The following is a 19,054-nucleotide window of genomic DNA, read 5'->3' as shown; positions in this document are numbered from 1 at the left end:
CCCTCCAAATGGGGCCATTTGACGCAAATAAGCTCGCTGACAAGCGTTAGAATTGAAATCTCCGTCATTTGCCCCAAATAAGCGCTGTGGCAAGCATTAGCCGGAGATGCACACGTCACTGGCCAATTAGTAGCAGGTTGGCGCAGTTAGGCGCAATGGCCAACCTGTGCTCTAACGCTTGCCAGCAACGCCATTAGGCCCAAAACGAGGGCGTTGCGATTCTAACGCTTATGAGAGGTAAATTACCTCAATTGCGGCTAGGACCTATAAGCTTGAAGCAAAAAACAGCCCAGCAAATCCGAATGCGGATTTGCTGGGCTGTATAGTCTGCTGCTGCACGTCATCTTTATCTGCACTTCGTAGATGATGTTCTTAGCGGCTCATCGGATGCTCCAGGTCCACGTGGCCCATCAGCGATTCGACTTGCTGACCATCCACCTTCAACTCAATTTGCTGGACTTCCTCAAACTGGAACATCGTGTTCTTCAGCGCTTCGATCGCCAGCGACTCCCCGCCCGCACCAAGGCGTGCTTCGTCCGGCAAGTGAATATCGATCGTTAGCAGCCCGCTCACCGAGTCGAACTTCACCGTATTTAGAACCACCTTCTCCCATAGGGAGAGCAGACCGTCTTCTGCAGTTTGCAGTGCCTCAAAGGCGCTTTCGTATTTGCTGTGATCCGCAGTAAATTCAATCTCACGCGGTGTCTGCTTCAGCTCCAACATATCATCATCTGTTAGATATACCTGGATAGTCAACTTCTCCGCCCCCGCTTGTGCATCGGTTTGGGGATCCCCCGATTCATCAGTACCATTCACCGGCCCCTGCACCTCTTGCATCTGAGTTTCACCTTGCTGCGCACCGCTGCTTAGCGCAGCTTCCCTCTGATGCTCATTCTCCGGAGGTGAAGCCGTCGGCTTGTTACCGCATCCTGCAGCAACCCCCAGCATGGCCACCAAAGCCAGCAATACCGCCACTTTTCTCTTCATGCCGCTTCCCTCCTTGTCATATCTTATCGATCATAAGCCCAGATATTCTTTAATACCCGCGACAATACCTTCTGCAACACGTTGTTGAAACTCCTCCGTGTACATTAATTCGGCATCGGTCTTGTTACTCAAATAACCGACCTCAAGCAACACGGCTGGCATCTTCGTTTCCCGTGTAACATGCAGACTGCTCTTTCTGACGCCGCGATCATTTAAGCCCGTTGCTTTCACCAAATGCCGGTGCATGACATTCGCGAGCGGAATACTTTCGTCTCGAGTGTAATACGTTTCTGAACCGCTAGGATTACTTGGCGGATCGATACTGTTGCCATGTATCGATACGAACACCGAAGCCCCGTGTTCGTTGGCTACCTTCACCCGATCTTGGAGCGTCATGGTGACGTCCGTCGTACGGGTCAGGATGACATCTAAACCTGCTTCCTGTCGGAGTAGCGCTTCGACTTTCAGCGCCACAGCCAGTGTAAACTCCTTCTCCTGTTTCTTCGTGACACTGATCGCCCCAGGCTGGCTGCCGCCATGACCTGCATCGATCACAACCAGCGGCCGGCCGCCCCCCCCCGTATTGGTGCTAGGTACACCTGCAGCCACTGTCAAATCAACGGTTACAAGCCCATCATCAAGGTTCGTGACCTTAAAATCTACGCTTCGGTTCAAATCGATGACAATCCGAACCGTTGACGGCGATTGGCTAAACAGCGAATACCGGATCTGGGAGACGTCCGGATAATCGCTGACGGCAAATTGACCGTTCCGACCTGCGTCCAAAGGATGAACATCCCCAAAAGTTGGAGCAAAGTCGGCGTTGGGAACATCAATGACGAGCCGCTCAGGACCGCTCATTTTAAATACGTTTGGGGTCACGCTGCCGGAAACGGCAAACATTAGACGGTTTTCGCTAAAGCTGATACCTTGGATCAACGCGTTTGGGCTCTCGGCTTGGTTCCCCGTTGAAGCTCCCGGGTCGTATGTATGGTTATCCCCTGCCGCAGGCTGCCCTCCCGGAACGGAGTTTGGAGTCTCCGACCCTGGAGCTTGACTCGCCGTCCCCGGAACAACACCGGAGGCAGTGCCTCCTGCAGGACTCGTTAAGTAAGCGGACTTCGTAACATTGTCCCAGCTCACCTTCATCCCCATCTGTTCCCCTACGAAACGCAGCGGAACCAGCGTTGAATCTCCCTGCAGAAATGGAGCAGAACTCAGCTTCACCAGCTGACCGTCAACATAAGCGGTGTCTTGGCCCAGCGTAAGCTTCAGTTCGGTTCCCTCTTGGGAGATCGTAATCGTGCCGCTCTGCTTCTCCCAGCCAACTTGGTAACCCAAACCTTCGGCAACGACGCGCAGCGGCACCATTACGTTGCCTCCCACGATCCCCGCTTGGGCACCAGCAGGCTGTTCGAGCTCCTGGCCGTCCAGCACAATATGGGTGCCGGCTGCCTCCGCCGAGGCAGCGTAGGCGTTGTTCGCCAATCCCGGAAACACGAGCAAACCAACCAACATAAACATCATTAAGCCGAGTTTCTTCATCCGTAAATCCCTACCCCACCCTCGTTTTTTGCCGAATCAAGAATCTTGTTGCCGGATACGCCACCAGACGAGGATCCAGTGAGCATTGTAAACGTCAACATTCCTAAATCGTTGCTAATTACTTCCATAATATCAGAAAAAACTCTGGGCTGATAGACTTATATTTTCATAGATTGACAAAAAAAAGCCCCAGCTGCATCTCGCAGCCGGGACTTCCCGCCAAGTTCAGACGGTTTAAGCCAAATGCGCAAATTTCTTCTTCTCGTATGCCGCAATCAAATCTTCGTGCTGCAGCGTCAAACCGATATCGTCCAAGCCTTGCAGCAAAAACTGACGGCGGTGCTCATCCAGATCAAAGCTGATGTTCAAACCATACTCATCGGTGATCGTTTTTTGCTCCAGATCCACCGTCAGCTTGTATCCCTCATGGGCAGCTGTGCGCTGGAACAGTTCCTCCACTTGTTCTTCCGACAGCTTGATCGGCAGGATGCCGTTCTTAAAGCAGTTGTTATAGAAAATATCCGCAAAGGACGGTGCAATTACACAACGGAATCCGTAATCCAAAATGGCCCACGGTGCATGCTCCCGCGAAGAACCGCACCCGAAGTTCACGCGTGAAATCAGAATGGACGCACCAGCGTACCGCGGTTTGTTCAATTCGAACTCAGGATTCGGGTTCCCTTCCGTGTCAAACCGCCATTCATAGAACAGAAACTGACCAAATCCCGAACGCTCAATCCGTTTCAGAAATTGTTTAGGTATAATTGCATCGGTATCTACGTTGACACGGTCCACGGGACCTACGATCCCAGTATGTTTTACAAATGCTTCCATCTTCGATTCTCCCCTTTTCCCTTGATTAGCTCAGGACTTCACTCTTGATTTCCCATTCGCGCACGTCGACGAAATGACCTTTGATCGCCGCTGCTGCCGCCATCGCTGGAGAAACCAGATGGGTTCTGCCGCCCCGCCCTTGCCGTCCTTCAAAGTTACGGTTGGAGGTTGAAGCACAACGTTGCCCCGGCTGCAAGACGTCAGGGTTCATGGCCAGACACATACTGCAACCTGCATCACGCCATTCGAAGCCAGCTTCTTTGAAGATTTTGTCCAGACCTTCCTTCTCCGCTTGCAGCTTCACGCGGCCCGAACCTGGAACGACGATCGCCGTAACTTTGTCGGAAACCTTGTAGCCTTTCGCGATTTCCGCTGCTGCACGCAGGTCTTCGATCCGGCCGTTCGTACAGGAACCGATAAAGACGTAATCAATCGCGATATCCGTCATCGGCGTACCTGGGGTCAAGCCCATGTATTCCAGCGCTTTCTCAGCGGCTTTGCGTTCATTCTCATTCTCGAAATCAGCTGGATTCGGCACCACGCCGTTGATTCCCGTACCCATCCCCGGGCTTGTTCCCCAGGTAACTTGCGGAATCAGCGAATCCACATCGAATTCGACGACGCGATCATAAGTTGCACCTTCATCGGTAGCCAGCTTCTTCCACTCTTCCACGGCTTGGTCGAATGCCGCTCCTTGCGGCACATGCTCACGGCCCCGCAGGTAATTAAACGTCGTCTCGTCCGGTGCAATCAAGCCTGCTCTTGCTCCGGCTTCAATCGACATATTACAAATCGTCATCCGCTCTTCCATGGACAGCTCACGAATCGCTTCACCTGTATACTCAATAACATAGCCGGTGGCGAAGTCCGTGCCGTACTTGGCGATGACACCAAGGATCATATCCTTTGCCGTTACCCCTGGTTTGCGTTTGCCCACAAAACGAACTTCCAGCGTTTTCGCTTTTGCCTGCTGCAAGCATTGGGTTGCCAGGACGTGTTCAACTTCACTCGTACCAATCCCGAAAGCAAGTGCACCAAACGCACCGTGTGTGGACGTATGGCTGTCGCCGCAAACGATCGTTTTGCCCGGATGCGTCAGGCCCAGCTCCGGCCCCATAACGTGCACGACGCCTTGGTCAATCGTATCGAGGTCATACAAGGTGATGCCAAAATCGCGGCAGTTCTTCGCCAGCGTATCAATCTGCTGCTTCGAGATCGGGTCGGTAATGTTATAACGGTCTTTAGTCGGGACGTTATGGTCCATCGTAGCGAAGGTCAATTCCGGACGGCGCACTTTGCGTCCGCTGAGGCGAAGACCCTCAAAGGCCTGCGGTGAAGTCACCTCGTGAACGAGGTGCAAATCGATATAGAGAATGCTCGGTTTGCCTTCCTCTTGATAAATAACATGGTTATCCCAGATTTTCTCGTACATTGTCTTTTTGCTGCTCATGATTAATCACCCCATAGAAGGATTCGTACACGTGATCAAGGCGAAGGGGGCGTTTGCTGCGCCCTCCGGCCTTGAATGTTGAATCCAATATAACATGATCGTGTTAATTGTTCCAAGATATAATATCTATAAACGCAATAGGTTTAGCTTATAAGTGGCACAAAAAAGGCGGCTGGCTACTTCACCAACCCGCCCCGCAGCGCCATCACAACCACCTGCGTCCGATCCTCGCAGCCAAACTTCTGCAAGATCCGGTGGACATGGGATTTTACCGTCCCTTCGGTAATAAACAACTTGGCCGCTATTTGTTCATTACGAAGTCCGTAGGCCATCTCCTGGAGAATCTCCTGTTCGCGCTCAGTCAACGGCTCCAGCAACTTCACTTGCAGTACATTATCAGGAGAGGACAGTGATGCAGAGGCTATCGCTTCCTGCAGGGCGCCGGAGGCAAGTTTCGTCTTATAGATGGCTTCTCCCCGATAAGCTGCCCGGATCGCTTCAATCATGTCGCTTGCTTCCGCATCTTTTAATAGGTAGCCGACAGCGCCGGCACGAATCCCCTCTAGCACATAGTCCTGATCATCAAACGTCGTCAAAATCACGATTTTAACCCCTGTTTGCTGCGCCATGATTCGCTTTGTCGCTTCAATCCCGTCCATGAACGGCATCTGTACATCCATCAGAATGACATCCGGACGCAGCTCCTCCGCCATTTTGACCGCATCGTTTCCGTTTCCCGCTTCACCAACGATCTGCAGATCAGACTGCAAGCTGAGAATATAGCCGAAGCCTTGGCGAATCATGTTCTGATCGTCAACGAGCATCACTTTAATCCGGTTTGCTTCCGTCATGAGCCTCCTCCTTTCCTTCCGTATCCTGTTGGTTTGGCTCGCTCATCACCGGGAGTTTGGCCACAATCTCCAAGCCGCTTGGTTCATGTGCCGCAACCTGCAAACTTCCGCCGATCTCCTCCACCCGGGTTCGCATCGTTTTTATCCCGAATCCTTCAATGATGGGTTGCCCGGCTGGCAGCTTGCCGTTATCCCGAATGCGCATCACGACCTGATCCATCTCCTTCCATAGACGGACTTCCACCTCGGTGGCTTCCGCATGGCGTACCACATTGGTGCTGGCTTCTTGTAATATTTTAAACAGAATCCCGTAGACTTTGTCTCCCAAATCCTCATCCGGCAGCTCGTTATCCATCACGCACCGAATTCCGGAGGAAGCTTCCAGCCGTGACAGAAGGGCGTTTAAGGCAGATTTGCCGGAGAACGAGGAGTCGTCAGCCAGTGCATGAACGGAGTTGCGGATATCTTGAAGACCCTGACGTGCGACGACCAACATCTCATCAATCGTTTGTTCCGATCGTTCAGGATCCTGCCGGACCATGAACCGCAGCGCTTGGAGTTGGACGATCAAGGACGTGAGGCTATGGCCGACGGAATCATGAATATCTCTGGCTATGCGCGTACGCTCCTCCAGGATCGCAAACCGCATCGAGGTTACGGAAGCCTCCTGCAATTCATCATACGCCTTCCGCAGCTCTGCAATATGACGGAGATTTTGTTCATGCATTTCTTGACGCAACATCCGACGGCGAATAACGGAATACAGAAAGATCGCAAGCGAGATATAGCTCATGATCTCAGGCAGATTTAAGGCGCCATAATGGATGAATAGAACGGCCGTAATCAACAGCGTCAGGATAGCAGGCCACAGCGGCTTTGGCATAATCAAGCGGAACAGTGCATAAAACACGACGAAAATGAGGAAGTAGACCAATTCCCAATCCTGATACCAGACAAAATTCATCCCCGTAATCACAACAAGCAGCCCCAATGCCGCCCAGGCATGCTTGGGAGTCCATTGGGATTTCGGAAGGAACAGGATGCAGGCATAACTCAGCCAAATCAGCCCGTTTAAGGCACTTTGAGACGGGGTTCCGTCAAACAGCCCGGCCGAAAACATAGAAATTAAGATAACCACGCTGATGACAGCAGGTCGAAGGAGGATTGTGCTTTTTCCCATGGACATCAAAACTTGACCTCCAAACGTTGGATGTCTTTACCTTATCATAGCCTATCTCTATCTGGAGATAGAAATTTGACGGCGGCAATTCTACCCCGAGACAGTCTCGAACGAGTGCGGATGTGTACAGAGCTCGATCTGTTCCTTACTGGACGAGCACGATCAATGCGGGGAGCGTCAAAAAGGAAGCGAGGGTCGTCCATACGATACATTTTGATACTAGACCCGAGGCGGCATCAAATCGCTCGGCCAGCACAACGGCATTCACCGCAACCGGCATACAGGCTTGAATGAACAAGACTGAAAACAGCAGCCCCGAAATGCCCAGTAGCTTTAATGTTACAAGAGCCACAAACGGTGCTAGTAGCAAGCGAATGGCCGTCCCCGTCCAAAATCCGGCAGGCTTAACCTGCTTCGCCTCCGCCCGACCAACCTTCATCATTTGCGCGCCTAAGATCGTCAGCACCACCGGCGAATAAGCGTCCGCGACCATGCCTATCCCTTGCTCCAACCCGGCTGTCAGGTGAAGCCCAAAGCATTTTAGAAATACAGCCAGCGCCGCCGCATACACCGCTGGCAGGGTAAACACCGATTTGACTGCGTTTTGAACAGAAAACTGGGAACGTGCCGCAAAATAAACACCTGCCGTATTCACAATGATCATTTGCGTGATGACGTATACGGAAGCTTTATCTAGACCCAGTTGGCCAAAGGCCAGCAGCACGAGCGGCAGTCCGTAGTTGGCGCTGTTCGTTAAGGTGGAGATCAGTGTCAGGCCGGCCTGCTCCGCCGGATCCAGGCGGGCGATCTTCCCGATCCCTTGGGCAATGCCCCACATAAACAGCAGATTCACCAGGGCGAAGCCGATCGTACTGTACAGCTCATCCGTGGAGATATGGGCACCCCGCAGCGTGTCAAAGATTATTGCCGGACTTAGCACGTACAAATACAACGTAAGCAGCGGCTTCGTGTCCCAGGCGCGAAACCGGGCCAGCAGCGCCCCGGCGGCAACCGGAACCGCCAGCGGCACCAGAACGCCTAACAGCGTCGATACAACCGAATGGAGCATCACAGCACCCCCTTCTTTAAACTGCCTCCTATTTTAAAGGCCGGATCCTTCCATCGTCCAAGACTTGAAAGCAATATGGTTGATAGACAAAGCCTATACCCCTATCTTCACTCGAAAAAAGAGCAACCCATCCGAGAAACTTCCCGGCTTGGATTGCTCCATTTCTACACAAGTCTTAAAACGAATCGATCCCCATCACATGATCCAGCGGTACCGGTCCGATGCTGCGGCTGTCATTACTGTTGTTCCGGTTATCCCCCATCACAAATACGTGGTTCTCCGGTACATGCCATATCTGCGCCGCGCTGGGATCCATCTGCTCCTTGATGTAAGGTTCCTCCAGCTGTTGCCCATTGCGGAACACATGTCCATCCTTCACTTCAATCGTATCACCTGGCAAGCCGATCACGCGTTTGACATAGAAAACATCGTCCTCTTCCCTACCGGAAAGCCAAGTGATGATCGGATGCTCCTTCACATCGTCCCAGAACGTACGGCTCCGGTCTACCCGGCTGTCGATGATGACGATGTCGCCATAAGCCGGCAGCTTCTCCAACACATGCGTAAACTTCCAAGCGTAAATGCGTTGATTGTCCGTCAAGGTTGGTTCCATCGAATGACCGTCAACTTTATAAGGTTGAATGATAAAAATGCCGATAATCATGCTAAGTACAAAGCCTAGGACGATGGAGAAGCCCCATCCGCCGAGTTCTTTCCACCATGTTTTCCGTTTCAAGCGAAAAACCTCCACACTCTTGATGTTTGTCTCTTATTATAAAGGCAAGTCACATACCAATACAAATATCTATATGTTATAGTGTACTTATAGGTAATACTTATAAGATCAGGAAGGTTTATTCCTTAATGAACCAAAGGGGTTAATGCTATGGAACTTCGTCAACTTCTATACACTTTAAAGATCGCTGAGGAAAAGAACTTCTCCCGGGCCGCCGACAAGCTCCACATCGCTCAGCCGTCACTCAGCCAGCAGCTGTCCAAGCTGGAACAGGAGCTCGGGGTGAAGCTGTTCCAGCGCAATACAAGTACGGTTGAGCTAACCTATGCCGGTGCCAGCTTTATTGCGCACGCGCAAAAAATCATGGACGCCGTCGCCCAACTCCGTCAGGAAATGGACGACATTTCCCAGCTCAGAGCAGGCCGCGTTGTGGTCGGCAGTATGCCGATTACCGGCTCTCACCTGCTCCCTTACGTGCTTCCTGCGTTTAAAGCGAGTTACCCCAACATTCAAGTGACCCTGTTGGAAGATACGTCCCTGAACCTGGAGAAACTGACGGCCGAAGGCGGTACTGACCTCAGCCTGCTGTCCCTGCCGTTGCAGGAGCCTACGCTCTCCTACGAACCGGTTGGTGAAGAGATCATCGATCTGGCGGTTCCTCCGGACCATCCGCTGACGAAATTGCCCGGGGTGTTAGAGCAGGGTGTTCAGATGAAGCAACTGGAAAACGAACCATTTATCGTGCTCAAAAAAGGCCAGGGCTTCCGCAAGATGACTGCCGACCTATGCCGGGAGGCCGGGTTCGAGCCGAATGTCGTCTTTGAAAGCAACAATATCGAAACCGTGCAATCGTTGGTGGCTGCTGGGATGGGCATTACGCTGGTGCCACGGTTTATCGCCCGGGCGAAACGCAGCGAGTTGATCCCGGCGTATTTACCCCTCGCCGCTCCAGCCCCAAGCAGGACGCTAGTGATCGCCTACCGCAAAGGACGTTATCTGTCCAAAGCTGCGGAGGCTTTTATCGAGACGTTTAAAAAGACGATGAAGGAACGCCAAACGTCACATCAATCATAAGCTTGCGGACGACGGTCGTCGAAGACGGGAATCCGGCGGCGGACTTGATCAACCAACGTCAGGTCAATGCTGGCGATGACCATTTCCTCCGCTTCACCGCCCTCGGCTACGATCTCCCCCCAAGGGTCGATGATCATCGAATGGCCGAAAAACTCATCGCCGCCGCTCTTCCCTGTCCGATTGCAGGCGATGACGTACATTTGATTTTCGATCGCCCGCGCAGTGAGCAGCGTACGCCAGTGGTTAAGCCGCGGGAGCGGCCATTCCGCTGCCACGAACAGCAGCTTCGCCCCGCGTAACGCCAAGCTGCGGGTTAGCTCCGGGAAGCGGATATCGTAACAGATGGCTGCCCCTGCCGTCACGCCATCCAGCTCAAACGTCACGCTCCGTTCCCCCGGTTGCAGATACTTCTCCTCTTCCATCAGTCGAAACAGATGAATTTTAGAGTATGCGGCCACCTCATCCCCGTTGCGGTCAAAGACCATCATCGTGTTGTAGACTTGACCGCTGCGATTTTCGGCAATCGAGCCGCCAATGATATGGATCCCATGACGCCGGGCGAAGGCAGACAACCATGCCCGGCTGTGCTGTCCCTCCGGATCAGCCAACCGGTTAATTTCCGCCAAGGCGTATCCCGTATTCCACAGCTCCGGCAGCAGGATGACGTCAGGTTTCTCTGCAGCGTGAGCTGCTCGTTCCATTGCCTCCTCGATCTTGGTCCGGTTCACTTCGGGTTCCCCTAAGGCGACATCGCATTGAATCATGGCGATCCGCCAATGACTGGACTGTAGACTCATTCGCTTTCACACCGCCTTTTCGTAGGCTTCGCTTTGCTTAAATCTCATCATAATGGTGCCTTGGTTGAATCGCAAGATGAACGTGAATGAAACCAAAAGAAGCGATGGTTGCGCCATTTCGGCGCTTTTCCCTTTGCAATGCCAGAGGACGCGTGGTATGCTTACATTACATGAGAACCATAAACGGACTTTTTGATAAAACGCATTGACGGGACCAGTACGAAAGTACGCGGCAAGACAGAGAGTAAATTCCACCGGCTGAAAGAATTTACATGCTAGCCCTTTCCGAATCCTATCCCTGAGCGGCCGGCCGAACAAGCCGGACAGCGCCCCTGTTACCGGGCATTGAAGTTGGATGAGCTTGACTCATCAATAAAGGTGGTACCGCGGAAGTCGAAACTTTCGTCCTTTGCATGCAAAGGCGAAAGTTTTTTTATTTATATCTATCGTTCGAGGAGTGATCCCCATGCTGCGACGCATCGTCGTCAAAATTGGCAGCAGTTCGCTGACATCGTCAGAAGGAGGTTTAAACCGGGAGGCTGTGGCGTATTACACATCCGAATTGGCCGGGTTGATTGAGGCCGGATACCAGCCGTTGCTGGTCACCTCCGGCGCTGTGGCCGCCGGGTTTCGTGAAATCGGCTACTCCGAACGGCCTAAGCTGCTGCATGAGAAGCAGGCTTCGGCTGCCGTTGGGCAAGCGCTGCTGATGCAGGCTTATCGCGAAGAATTGGCTCGACACGGAGTGACTGCGGCCCAGGTGCTGCTGACCCGTTCCGATTTCCAAAACCGTAAGCGAACGGGCAACGCCAGCATGGCGATCGAAGAGCTGTTGAAGCGAAACGTGCTGCCGATTATTAACGAGAACGACACCGTCTCGCTGGATGAATTGAAGTTCGGCGACAACGATACGTTGTCCGCCCTCGTCGCTAACCTGATTCACGCCGATCATCTGCTGATCCTGACCGATATGGACGGTCTGTACACCAAGGATCCGCGTCTGGATCCTCAGGCCCAGCGGATCAGCCGGGTCACGGAAATCACCGGCCAGATCTATGCGATCGCCGGCGGTGCCGGCTCCTCCGTCGGAACGGGCGGTATGAGGTCGAAAATTGACGCCGCGAAAATCGCTTCGCTCGGAGGCGTTCCGGTCTTCGTCGGAAAGGTCGCCTCCCCCGGCGATCTGCTGGGCGCTTTGCACGGCGATGGGCATGGCACCTATTTCGAAGCCCACGGTGCCTCGCTGCCGCGGAAGAAGCAGTGGCTGGGCTTCTTCTCCACCCCAATCGGAACGCTGACGGTAGATGCCGGTGCTGAGGAGGCGCTGATCCGCGGCGGACGAAGCTTGCTTCCGGTTGGCGTCAAAGAGGCCAGCGGACAGTTCCATACCGGCGATGTCGTAGAGGTTATCAGCGCAGGCGGCGAGGTATTGGGACGCGGCATCGTTAACTATGATGCGGAACAGCTCCACAGCATTCTCGGGCTCCCCAGTACCGAGGTATTCAAGAAGTTAGACAGCGTCCATCGTCTGGAGGTCATCCACCGGGACGAATGGATCTCACTAAAAGCATAATTCATCCATCCGTTTTCACTGGATTTTTAAGTCCAGCGGTATGATGTCAAGCTGTTGATTTAATCGAATTGGAAATTTCCCGTGCCTGTTGAGCGCGGAGTCACGAAAAAAGGGCGCATCAAACCAAACCCAGCCAAAAACCATGTCAGATACCAGATTTTTACTGGGAATTCGTGAAGGACTAAGGCAAAGGAGGCGTTAATCCTTGGCGCTATTCACCTTCCTTCGAGGCGTGTAGAGTTGGCCGCTGCGTAGCAGCACATCGACCAGACGCACGAGTTTTCTTGCCGTTAAGACGAGGGCGCGTTTGTGTTGATTCTTGGGCACTTCGTGATACTTCTTCCGGTAATATTCACCGAATTCTTCATCGCGCATCCTAACCGAGTTGGCAGCTTCAACGAGGTAGTAGCGCAGGAATCGGTTGCCGGATTTGATGCGGGCGGTGTCCTCCGCCTCGAAGACGCCGGACTGGTGCCTGCGCCACGTCAGACCCGCGTACTTGGCGACGGCGGCTTGATCCTTGAACCGTTCAATATCGCCGAGTTCGCCGAGCAGACCGGCTGCATAGACTTTGCCGATGCCGGGCACTGACAGCAAGCACTGAGCGCCTTGAATGCCGTCGAGGACCCGCTCGATCGCTTTGTCGAGATCCTTGAGCTGCTTCTGGATGCTGCGGATGGATTCGATGGAGGTGCCGAGCACCAGGTCAATCGAATCCTCCACGACCTTGGACAGCCGATAGGAGGCGCGGGCAGCTTGCTGAATGCAGCGGGCGACCCGCTCGGGATCGGGGAAACGATTGCGTCCCTTGTCCCGCAGATAGTCGGCCAGATCGGCCACGTCCATCTCGGCGATGTCATCGAGGCTGAACTTCTCGGAGAGCATCTCCATGAGCGCATGGCCAAACACGGAGCTGTCGACCTCGGTTGTAAACGCATTGCACTTGTAGAACAGGTTCTGCAAGAAGTACTGCTTCTCGCGAGCCAAGTTATGGACCAAGTGGAAACGCATGCGCGTGAGGCGTTGAAGGGCGACATACTGCTCCTGCATGACGATGGTGGTCGTCAGGCGGCCGAAGCGCAGGCGATCCGCAATGACCCAGGCGTCGAGCCGGTCGGTCTTGTCCATATCCGCATAGGCTTCTCTGAACTTGCTGATGAGCTTGGGGTTCAAGGTGAACACCTTGGCCTTGCGCTCTCGAAGCGCTGGATCCTGATGCAGGTACATGGCAGGGTGCCAGCTGTAGACGGAAGTGGCTTCCAAGCCGATGTGAATCTCGGTGACGGCCAACTTGTCCGCTGCAGCGACGATTTGGTCACGCAAATGCGAGGCGCCATTCAAATTGTTTTTGACGGTGAGTGTCTCAAGCTTGTCACCGTCAGCGTTCATGAAACACGCTTCGAGCTCTTGCGAGCTCACGTCAATACCGACAAAAAGCTTCAAGTGAAATTCCTCCTTTCGCTAGGGATTCAGGGAATGGACGCTCCGGGATGCCTCCGGCGCACGCGCAGATCTATCACCCTCGCGTATGAGGACACACTTCGGGCCATGAGCTGCCCCGGATCTGCTAAAACCGGGCATGGGATGCCGAAGGGAACAGCCAGCGGGTAAGAAGCTCAGACGCGTACCGGAGAAACAGACTTAAGGAGTAGACGATGCTACTGGAGGCAGAAGGATTTCCCCGAATGGACCCTACGTTCCATTGTCCAGAGGCATACCGGAAAGTCCAGTCCCTGATGGAATTTTCAAAGAACAAGCTGGAAATTTGGAGGCTGTTTTCCATCCCCCGGGGGGATGGAAATGAACCTAAAAGAGCTTTTTAAAGATACTATACGAGGAGGTATACCTATGAGTGAAGTAAGAGAAAAAGCGAAGCTGGCCGGAACGGCCGTGTCTGTCCTGAATCGTCTGACAACGGCGCAAAAAAACGACGCTCTGTTGGCAGTCGCCGATGCGCTTGTTCGCAACAGCGATGCGATCCTCGCGGCCAATGAAGAGGATCTGCAGCGGGGACGGGATAACGGGACATCTCCTTCCTTATTGGATCGCCTGGCATTAACCCATGCGCGCATTGAAGGGATCGCTGAAGGACTGCGGCAAATCGTTGAGTTGCCTGACCCGGTAGGCGACGTGCTGGAAACGATCAACCGTCCGAACGGGCTGCATATCATCAAACGCCGCGTCCCGCTTGGCGTCATTGGGATCGTCTATGAAGCGCGGCCGAACGTAACGGTAGATGCCATGGGCTTATGCCTGAAGACAGGCAACGCCGTTGTGCTTCGCGGCGGCTCCTCCGCCTTGTCCTCCAACCGACAAATCGTAAAGATTATCCACGAAGCGCTTGCGGGAACGCAAGTTCCGGTTGATGCTGTTCAACTGATCGAGGATCCAAACCGCGCCTCTGTTGACGAAATGTTGAAGCTGAACGGATTGCTGGACGTCGTGATTCCGCGCGGCGGCAGCTCGCTGATCCAGACGGTCGTGCAAAATGCCACAGTTCCAGTCATCGAGACGGGTGCCGGTATCTGTCATACGTATTTGGATGCCTCTGCCGATCCTGTGATGGCAACAGAAATCGCGATGAATGCCAAAGTTCAGCGTCCTTCGGTCTGCAATTCGATGGAAACGCTGCTGGTGCATGAGGCGTTCGCCGCACAACATTTGGTTGAGCTGGCGAATCGCTTCAAGGAAGCCGGGGTTGAACTGCGGGGCGATGAGGCCGCAAGACAGCTTATCTCTTGGGCAGTACCCGCGACGGATGAGGATTATGCCACGGAGTATAACGACTATATACTCAACGTGAAAATCGTTCGTAATCTGGACGAAGCGATGGCGCATATCGCCCGCTTCGGCACGAAGCACTCCGAGTGTATCGTGACCCAAGACAGCGCGAATGCCGAACGGTTCCAGCAAGAAGTTGATGCTGCGGCGGTGTACCATAACGCTTCCACTCGCTTCACCGACGGATTCGAGTTCGGGTTCGGAGCGGAGATCGGCATCAGCACCCAGAAGCTGCATGCCCGCGGCCCGATGGGGCTGACTGCGCTCACCTCAAGTAAATATATCATCCAGGGGAACGGACAAATCCGGCAGTAACGGGCGTCCCCCCTTTTTTTCAACCAAAATAAAAACCGGAGGTCATATCCTATGAAAACAATACCTTCTCTGTCCGCCTCCACCATCTGTTTCTATGGAGCAGGTTCGATGGCTGAAGCGATCGTACGCGGCTTGCTCCATAAGCAAGTTGCCAGCGCGGATCAAATTGTGATGCTGAATCGCTCGAACCGGGAACGGCTCAACTATTTAGCCCAAACCTACCAGGTCCAAACAGCGACTGAAGCGGACGCAAAACAGGTCTATTTGCGAGATGCATCGATTATCGTCCTGGCGATGAAGCCAAAGGATGCCGGCGAAGCTTTGGCAGGATTGGGCCCGCTTCTGCGCGAGGGTCAGTTGATCGTCTCGCTGATCGCTGGCTTATCGATTTCGACGATTCAAGCGCTGCTTGGCAGCCCGGTCGCTGTCGCCCGCACGATGCCCAACACCTCCTGCTCCATCGGACAAGGTGCGACGGGAATCTCCTTCTCTCCGGAGACCACCGAGGAACAGCGCGCCCAAGTGTTATCAATGTTTGAAGCGGTAGGGATGGTTAGCGTGATCCCAGAGGATCAAATGGAAATATTGACGGGCGTATCTGGGAGCGGACCCGCATATGTTTATTATCTGATGGAAGCGATGATTGAAGCGGGCATCGAAGGCGGATTAACGCCTGAGCAATCTCGTGATCTTACCGTACAGACGGTACTTGGCGCTGCCCTCATGATGTCAGAAACCGGAGAAGCGCCTACCAAGCTGCGTGCGGACATCACCTCGCCCAACGGTTCGACGCAAGCGGCGATCGGTGTGCTGGAAGCCGGCAGCTTTCAGCCAAACGTAAAGGCTGCGGTCCACCGGGCCGCCGAACGCTCGAAAGAAATGGGCGAAGCCGTCAAACAAGCGCTCTTGTAAGAAGCTGCAGCCATATGGTGCAGCGATGGTCGCACTGTGCGTAAGGCCAATAGGAAAGGGGGACGGCAGCATGAACTACGTCGATATCCCATGGGAAGAAAAACAAGCGGCGCTGGACGCCATCCAACGCCTGCGGGAGGAGCTTGCTGCCCGCGGTTGGTTTCCCGCTTCCAGCGGCAGCTTGTCGATGCGGGTCGGGCGATATGCGCCGGACCGGTTTGTGTTTGCCATAACGGCCGACGAGACATATTGGTCGGAGCTGTCAGCGGCCCCTTCCCCTTCGGTTGGCGCGCTGTTCGTCGACGCCGCCAGCGCCCCCTGCGAGCCCACGCGACTCAAGCCTAGTTCCGATGCACCGATTCACTCAAGAATCTACCGGATGACCGGTTGCGGCGCGATCGTGCACGTACATACGACGTTCAACAACGTGCTCAGCGGCTATTTTGCTGCGGATGGCGGCGTTCCACTCAAGGGGAACGAGCTGCTCAAAAGCTTAGAGATCTGGGAGCCACAGACGGAGGCTCGAGTGCCAATTCTGCCAAACGCCGCTGAGCTCCCGGCCATCCTCAAGCAAATCCCAAGCAGTCTAGATACCCGTGTGCCGGCGTTGCTGCTGCAAAATCACGGGGTCTATGTCTGGGGAACCAACATCGCTGAGGCGAAGCGCCATCTGGAAGCGCTGGAGTTTATGTTTGAAGCGCTGTACCGTTCCCTGCTGTTGCCTCCCAAAGGGCATCATGCCTAAAAAAAAACTCGCGACAAGCGATAAGCGGAGTGATTAAACTACCATCAGCAGCTCCCGCAATTACGCTGACCGCGAGTTTTTTACATTTGCCTAAGATCTTGATTTATCTCTCGATAAATTCCGCATACGCCTTCGCGTCCATCAAGTTCGCCAACGCGACGTTAGCGTCCTCCTTCAAACGAATATGGACCATCCAGCCCCCATCGTAGGGCTCTTCATTGACGAGCTCCGGCGCGGTGTCCAGCTCCCGGTTCACCGCCAGCACCGTCCCGCTGACCGGCGTAAACAAATCGGCCACCGTCTTCACGGATTCGATCGTTCCGATGCCTTCCTGCGCTTCGAATTCCTGCCCCGGTTCGGGCAGCTCCACGAACACAATGTCGCCCAGCCGATGTTGGGCTACGTCGGAGATGCCGATCTTCACCGTCCCATCCCCCAAATCAAGCACCCATTCATGCTCATCGCTGTACAACACGTTTTCCCTGATCTCACTAGCCAAAGCTTGCTCCTCCTCTTTCGGATGATCTAGCGTACCTTAAACTTTGTGGAAGATTCATCTGCGTATTTCCCTCGTTCAGATTATTCCAAACCTAGCTCTCATGTCAATATTATTAACACATTTGATAGAGTCTAGTAAAATGTAAGCGTAGCCTTTTCCAGTAAACGAAATTAATTAAAATTATTATGATAACTTTATTGACATCTAGACAGATTTTGAGTATTAATGAGATGTGTAAGCTGCGGTTGATGGCAGGGGGAGAGATTACAATTACGGGATTGTAACGCCGAAGGAGCAAGCCGCGAAGCGGTGAATCTCTCAGGCAAAAGGACCTCTGCCGGACGCAACTCTGGAGAGCATTCACGTAGAGGTATGCGTTACGTGAATCACCCAAGGGGAAACCTGCGCGAGCATTGAGCTCTAAGCAGGGTAACTCTCAGGTACAAAGGACAGAGCCTGGAAGAACCGTTAGACCTCTCTATGCAGGTTAGCGGGTTTTCTTTGGCCTGTCCTTTTTTTGCTGTTCTCAAAAATTGGCCGATCCGGCCCTTACGAGGTGATGGTAATGTCCGAATCCGCTTTGCGGCGTACGCCGCTCTATCCCGGATATGCGCGTTATGAAGGAGTCCGCTGTATCGATTTCGGCGGTTGGGAGCTGCCGGTGCAGTTCAGCGGCATCCAGAAAGAGCATGAAGCCGTGCGCGAGCGCGCCGGTCTGTTTGACGTATCGCATATGGGTGAATTTTACGTGGAGGGTCCTGAGGCGGAACGCTTTCTGCAACACATGACCACTAACGATGTGACCCTGCTTCAACCGGGAAAAGCCCAATACACCTTGCTCTGCTATCCCAATGGCGGTGTGGTGGATGATCTGTTGATCTATCATCTGGAAGAAGGCAAGTACATGCTGGTGGTCAATGCCTCGAATATTGACAAAGACTGGGACTGGCTGCAGCAGCACCTTCCCGCTGAAGGAGTAACCATGCGGAATGCCTCTGACGAGACAGCGTTGCTTGCCGTGCAAGGGCCGCTGGCCGCCTCCCTCCTCTCCCCTCTTTGCGAAGGGGAGGATCCTGGAGCGTTGCGTCCGTTCACGTTTATTCGGGAAGCGCGGATTGCCGGCATCCCCGCCTTGCTGTCCAGAACCGGTTATACCGGTGAGGATGGGTTCGAGTTGTATGTCGCGGCCGAGCAGGCACAAGCGCTTTGGGACGTCGTGATGAAAGCCGGGGAGAGCCAGGGCCTTCTCCCGGCCGGGCTGGGCGCCAGAGATACGTTGCGCTTTGAAGCTTGCCTGCCGCTGTATGGTCAGGAGCTGGGCCCTGAGATCACCCCGCTCGAAGCAGGCTTAAACCGATTCGTGAAGCTGGAAAATGACGACTTCATCGGCCGCGATGTGTTGATCAAGCAGCGGGATCAAGGCCTTCCTCGCCGGCTCGTTGGCCTGGAGATGATCGACCGCGGGATTCCGCGCACCCATTACCAGGTGTTTGCCGAAGGATCAGAGGAACCAATCGGAGAAGTCACGACAGGTACGCAATCGCCAACGCTGAAAAGAAACCTCGGAATGGCGATCCTCTCCACCCGTTATGCCGACCCCGACACGATCGTAGAGGTCGACATCCGTGGCAAGCGGCTGAAGGCCAAGGTCGTCCCGTTGCCGTTCTATCGCCAAAACCCTGCCGCCAAGCGGTGAAAGGAGAACA

At 53.9% G+C, this 19,054-nt stretch carries 17 protein-coding genes and 2 riboswitches; of the genes, 6 read left to right on the top strand and 11 right to left on the bottom strand.

What is annotated here, in order from left to right:
* Window positions 1-372: 372 nt before the first annotated feature.
* The 8 genes from C812_RS06565 to lepB form a co-directional block, all read right to left on the bottom strand.
* Complete coding sequence (locus tag C812_RS06565) at window positions 373-987, bottom strand: GerMN domain-containing protein (RefSeq protein WP_016311878.1); 615 nt, start codon at window positions 985-987, stop codon at window positions 373-375.
* Between the two features lie 30 nt (window positions 988-1,017).
* Window positions 1,018-2,532: an N-acetylmuramoyl-L-alanine amidase family protein gene (locus C812_RS06560; protein WP_016311877.1), complete on the bottom strand. Its 1,515-nt coding sequence runs from the start codon at window positions 2,530-2,532 to the stop codon at window positions 1,018-1,020.
* Window positions 2,533-2,766: 234 nt separating this feature from the next.
* Entirely contained in the window at window positions 2,767-3,366 is a 600-nt protein-coding gene (leuD, locus tag C812_RS06555) for a 3-isopropylmalate dehydratase small subunit (protein WP_009225922.1), read from the bottom strand.
* A gap of 25 nt (window positions 3,367-3,391) precedes the next feature.
* Complete coding sequence (leuC, locus tag C812_RS06550) at window positions 3,392-4,816, bottom strand: 3-isopropylmalate dehydratase large subunit (RefSeq protein ID WP_028540199.1); 1,425 nt, start codon at window positions 4,814-4,816, stop codon at window positions 3,392-3,394.
* 176 nt (window positions 4,817-4,992) lie between these two features.
* Entirely contained in the window at window positions 4,993-5,667 is a 675-nt protein-coding gene (locus C812_RS06545) for a response regulator (RefSeq protein ID WP_016311875.1), read from the bottom strand.
* Window positions 5,645-6,805, bottom strand: a complete 1,161-nt coding sequence (locus C812_RS06540) for a sensor histidine kinase (RefSeq protein WP_167669297.1) — start codon at window positions 6,803-6,805, stop codon at window positions 5,645-5,647. Before C812_RS06540 ends, C812_RS06545 begins: the two co-directional genes overlap by 23 nt.
* Before the next feature lie 187 nt (window positions 6,806-6,992).
* The gene (locus C812_RS06535) at window positions 6,993-7,916 is read right to left on the bottom strand and encodes an AEC family transporter (protein ID WP_016311873.1); all 924 of its coding nucleotides are present in this window, start codon (window positions 7,914-7,916) and stop codon (window positions 6,993-6,995) included.
* Window positions 7,917-8,091: 175 nt separating this feature from the next.
* Complete coding sequence (lepB, locus tag C812_RS06530) at window positions 8,092-8,652, bottom strand: signal peptidase I (protein WP_016311872.1); 561 nt, start codon at window positions 8,650-8,652, stop codon at window positions 8,092-8,094.
* Between the two features lie 150 nt (window positions 8,653-8,802).
* Here lepB and C812_RS06525 point away from each other — a divergent pair, with 150 nt between their 5' ends.
* Complete coding sequence (locus C812_RS06525) at window positions 8,803-9,726, top strand: LysR family transcriptional regulator (RefSeq protein ID WP_016311871.1); 924 nt, start codon at window positions 8,803-8,805, stop codon at window positions 9,724-9,726.
* Here C812_RS06525 and C812_RS06520 read toward each other — a convergent pair.
* Window positions 9,717-10,523, bottom strand: coding sequence for a carbon-nitrogen family hydrolase (locus tag C812_RS06520; protein ID WP_016311870.1), 807 nt, complete (start codon window positions 10,521-10,523; stop codon window positions 9,717-9,719). The two genes, C812_RS06525 and C812_RS06520, sit on opposite strands and share 10 nt — an antisense overlap.
* A 466-nt stretch (window positions 10,524-10,989) precedes the next feature.
* Here C812_RS06520 and proB point away from each other — a divergent pair, with 466 nt between their 5' ends.
* A complete protein-coding gene (proB, locus tag C812_RS06510; protein ID WP_016311869.1) occupies window positions 10,990-12,096 on the top strand; it encodes a glutamate 5-kinase in 1,107 nt (368 codons plus the stop codon).
* Window positions 12,097-12,294: 198 nt separating this feature from the next.
* Here the strand turns inward: proB and C812_RS06505 are convergent, their stop codons facing one another.
* Window positions 12,295-13,539: an IS110 family RNA-guided transposase gene (locus tag C812_RS06505; RefSeq protein WP_016310842.1), complete on the bottom strand. Its 1,245-nt coding sequence runs from the start codon at window positions 13,537-13,539 to the stop codon at window positions 12,295-12,297.
* 405 nt (window positions 13,540-13,944) lie between these two features.
* On the opposite strand from C812_RS06505, the gene C812_RS06500 reads away from it, so the two are divergent.
* From C812_RS06500 to mtnB, 3 genes are all read left to right on the top strand, one after another.
* Window positions 13,945-15,192 carry a glutamate-5-semialdehyde dehydrogenase gene (locus C812_RS06500; protein ID WP_016311868.1) on the top strand — a complete coding sequence of 416 codons (1,248 nt, stop codon included), beginning with the start codon at window positions 13,945-13,947 and terminating at the stop codon, window positions 15,190-15,192.
* Window positions 15,193-15,243: 51 nt separating this feature from the next.
* Window positions 15,244-16,104, top strand: a complete 861-nt coding sequence (gene proC, locus C812_RS06495; RefSeq protein WP_016311867.1) for a pyrroline-5-carboxylate reductase — start codon at window positions 15,244-15,246, stop codon at window positions 16,102-16,104.
* A 70-nt stretch (window positions 16,105-16,174) separates the two neighbouring features.
* A complete protein-coding gene (gene mtnB, locus C812_RS06490) occupies window positions 16,175-16,849 on the top strand; it encodes a methylthioribulose 1-phosphate dehydratase (RefSeq protein WP_016311866.1) in 675 nt (224 codons plus the stop codon).
* Between the two features lie 103 nt (window positions 16,850-16,952).
* Here mtnB and gcvH read toward each other — a convergent pair whose 3' ends face one another.
* Window positions 16,953-17,348 (bottom strand): glycine cleavage system protein GcvH, encoded by a 396-nt coding sequence (gene gcvH, locus C812_RS06485; protein WP_009225909.1) that lies wholly within the window; start codon window positions 17,346-17,348, stop codon window positions 16,953-16,955.
* 245 nt (window positions 17,349-17,593) lie between these two features.
* Window positions 17,594-17,692, top strand: a riboswitch (glycine riboswitch).
* Window positions 17,693-17,695: 3 nt separating this feature from the next.
* A riboswitch (glycine riboswitch) is annotated at window positions 17,696-17,803 on the top strand.
* A 110-nt stretch (window positions 17,804-17,913) separates the two neighbouring features.
* Between gcvH and gcvT the strand changes: the two genes are divergently transcribed.
* Window positions 17,914-19,044 (top strand): glycine cleavage system aminomethyltransferase GcvT, encoded by a 1,131-nt coding sequence (gene gcvT / locus C812_RS06480; RefSeq protein ID WP_016311865.1) that lies wholly within the window; start codon window positions 17,914-17,916, stop codon window positions 19,042-19,044.
* The last annotated feature ends 10 nt before the right edge of the window (window positions 19,045-19,054 follow it).

Source organism: Paenibacillus barengoltzii G22 (assembly GCF_000403375.2).
In the GTDB taxonomy this organism is placed as follows: Bacteria; Bacillota; Bacilli; order Paenibacillales; family Paenibacillaceae; genus Fontibacillus; species Fontibacillus barengoltzii.
The sequence above is the reverse complement of the archived record's forward strand: the minus strand, read 5'-3'. Positions and strand labels throughout refer to the sequence as shown.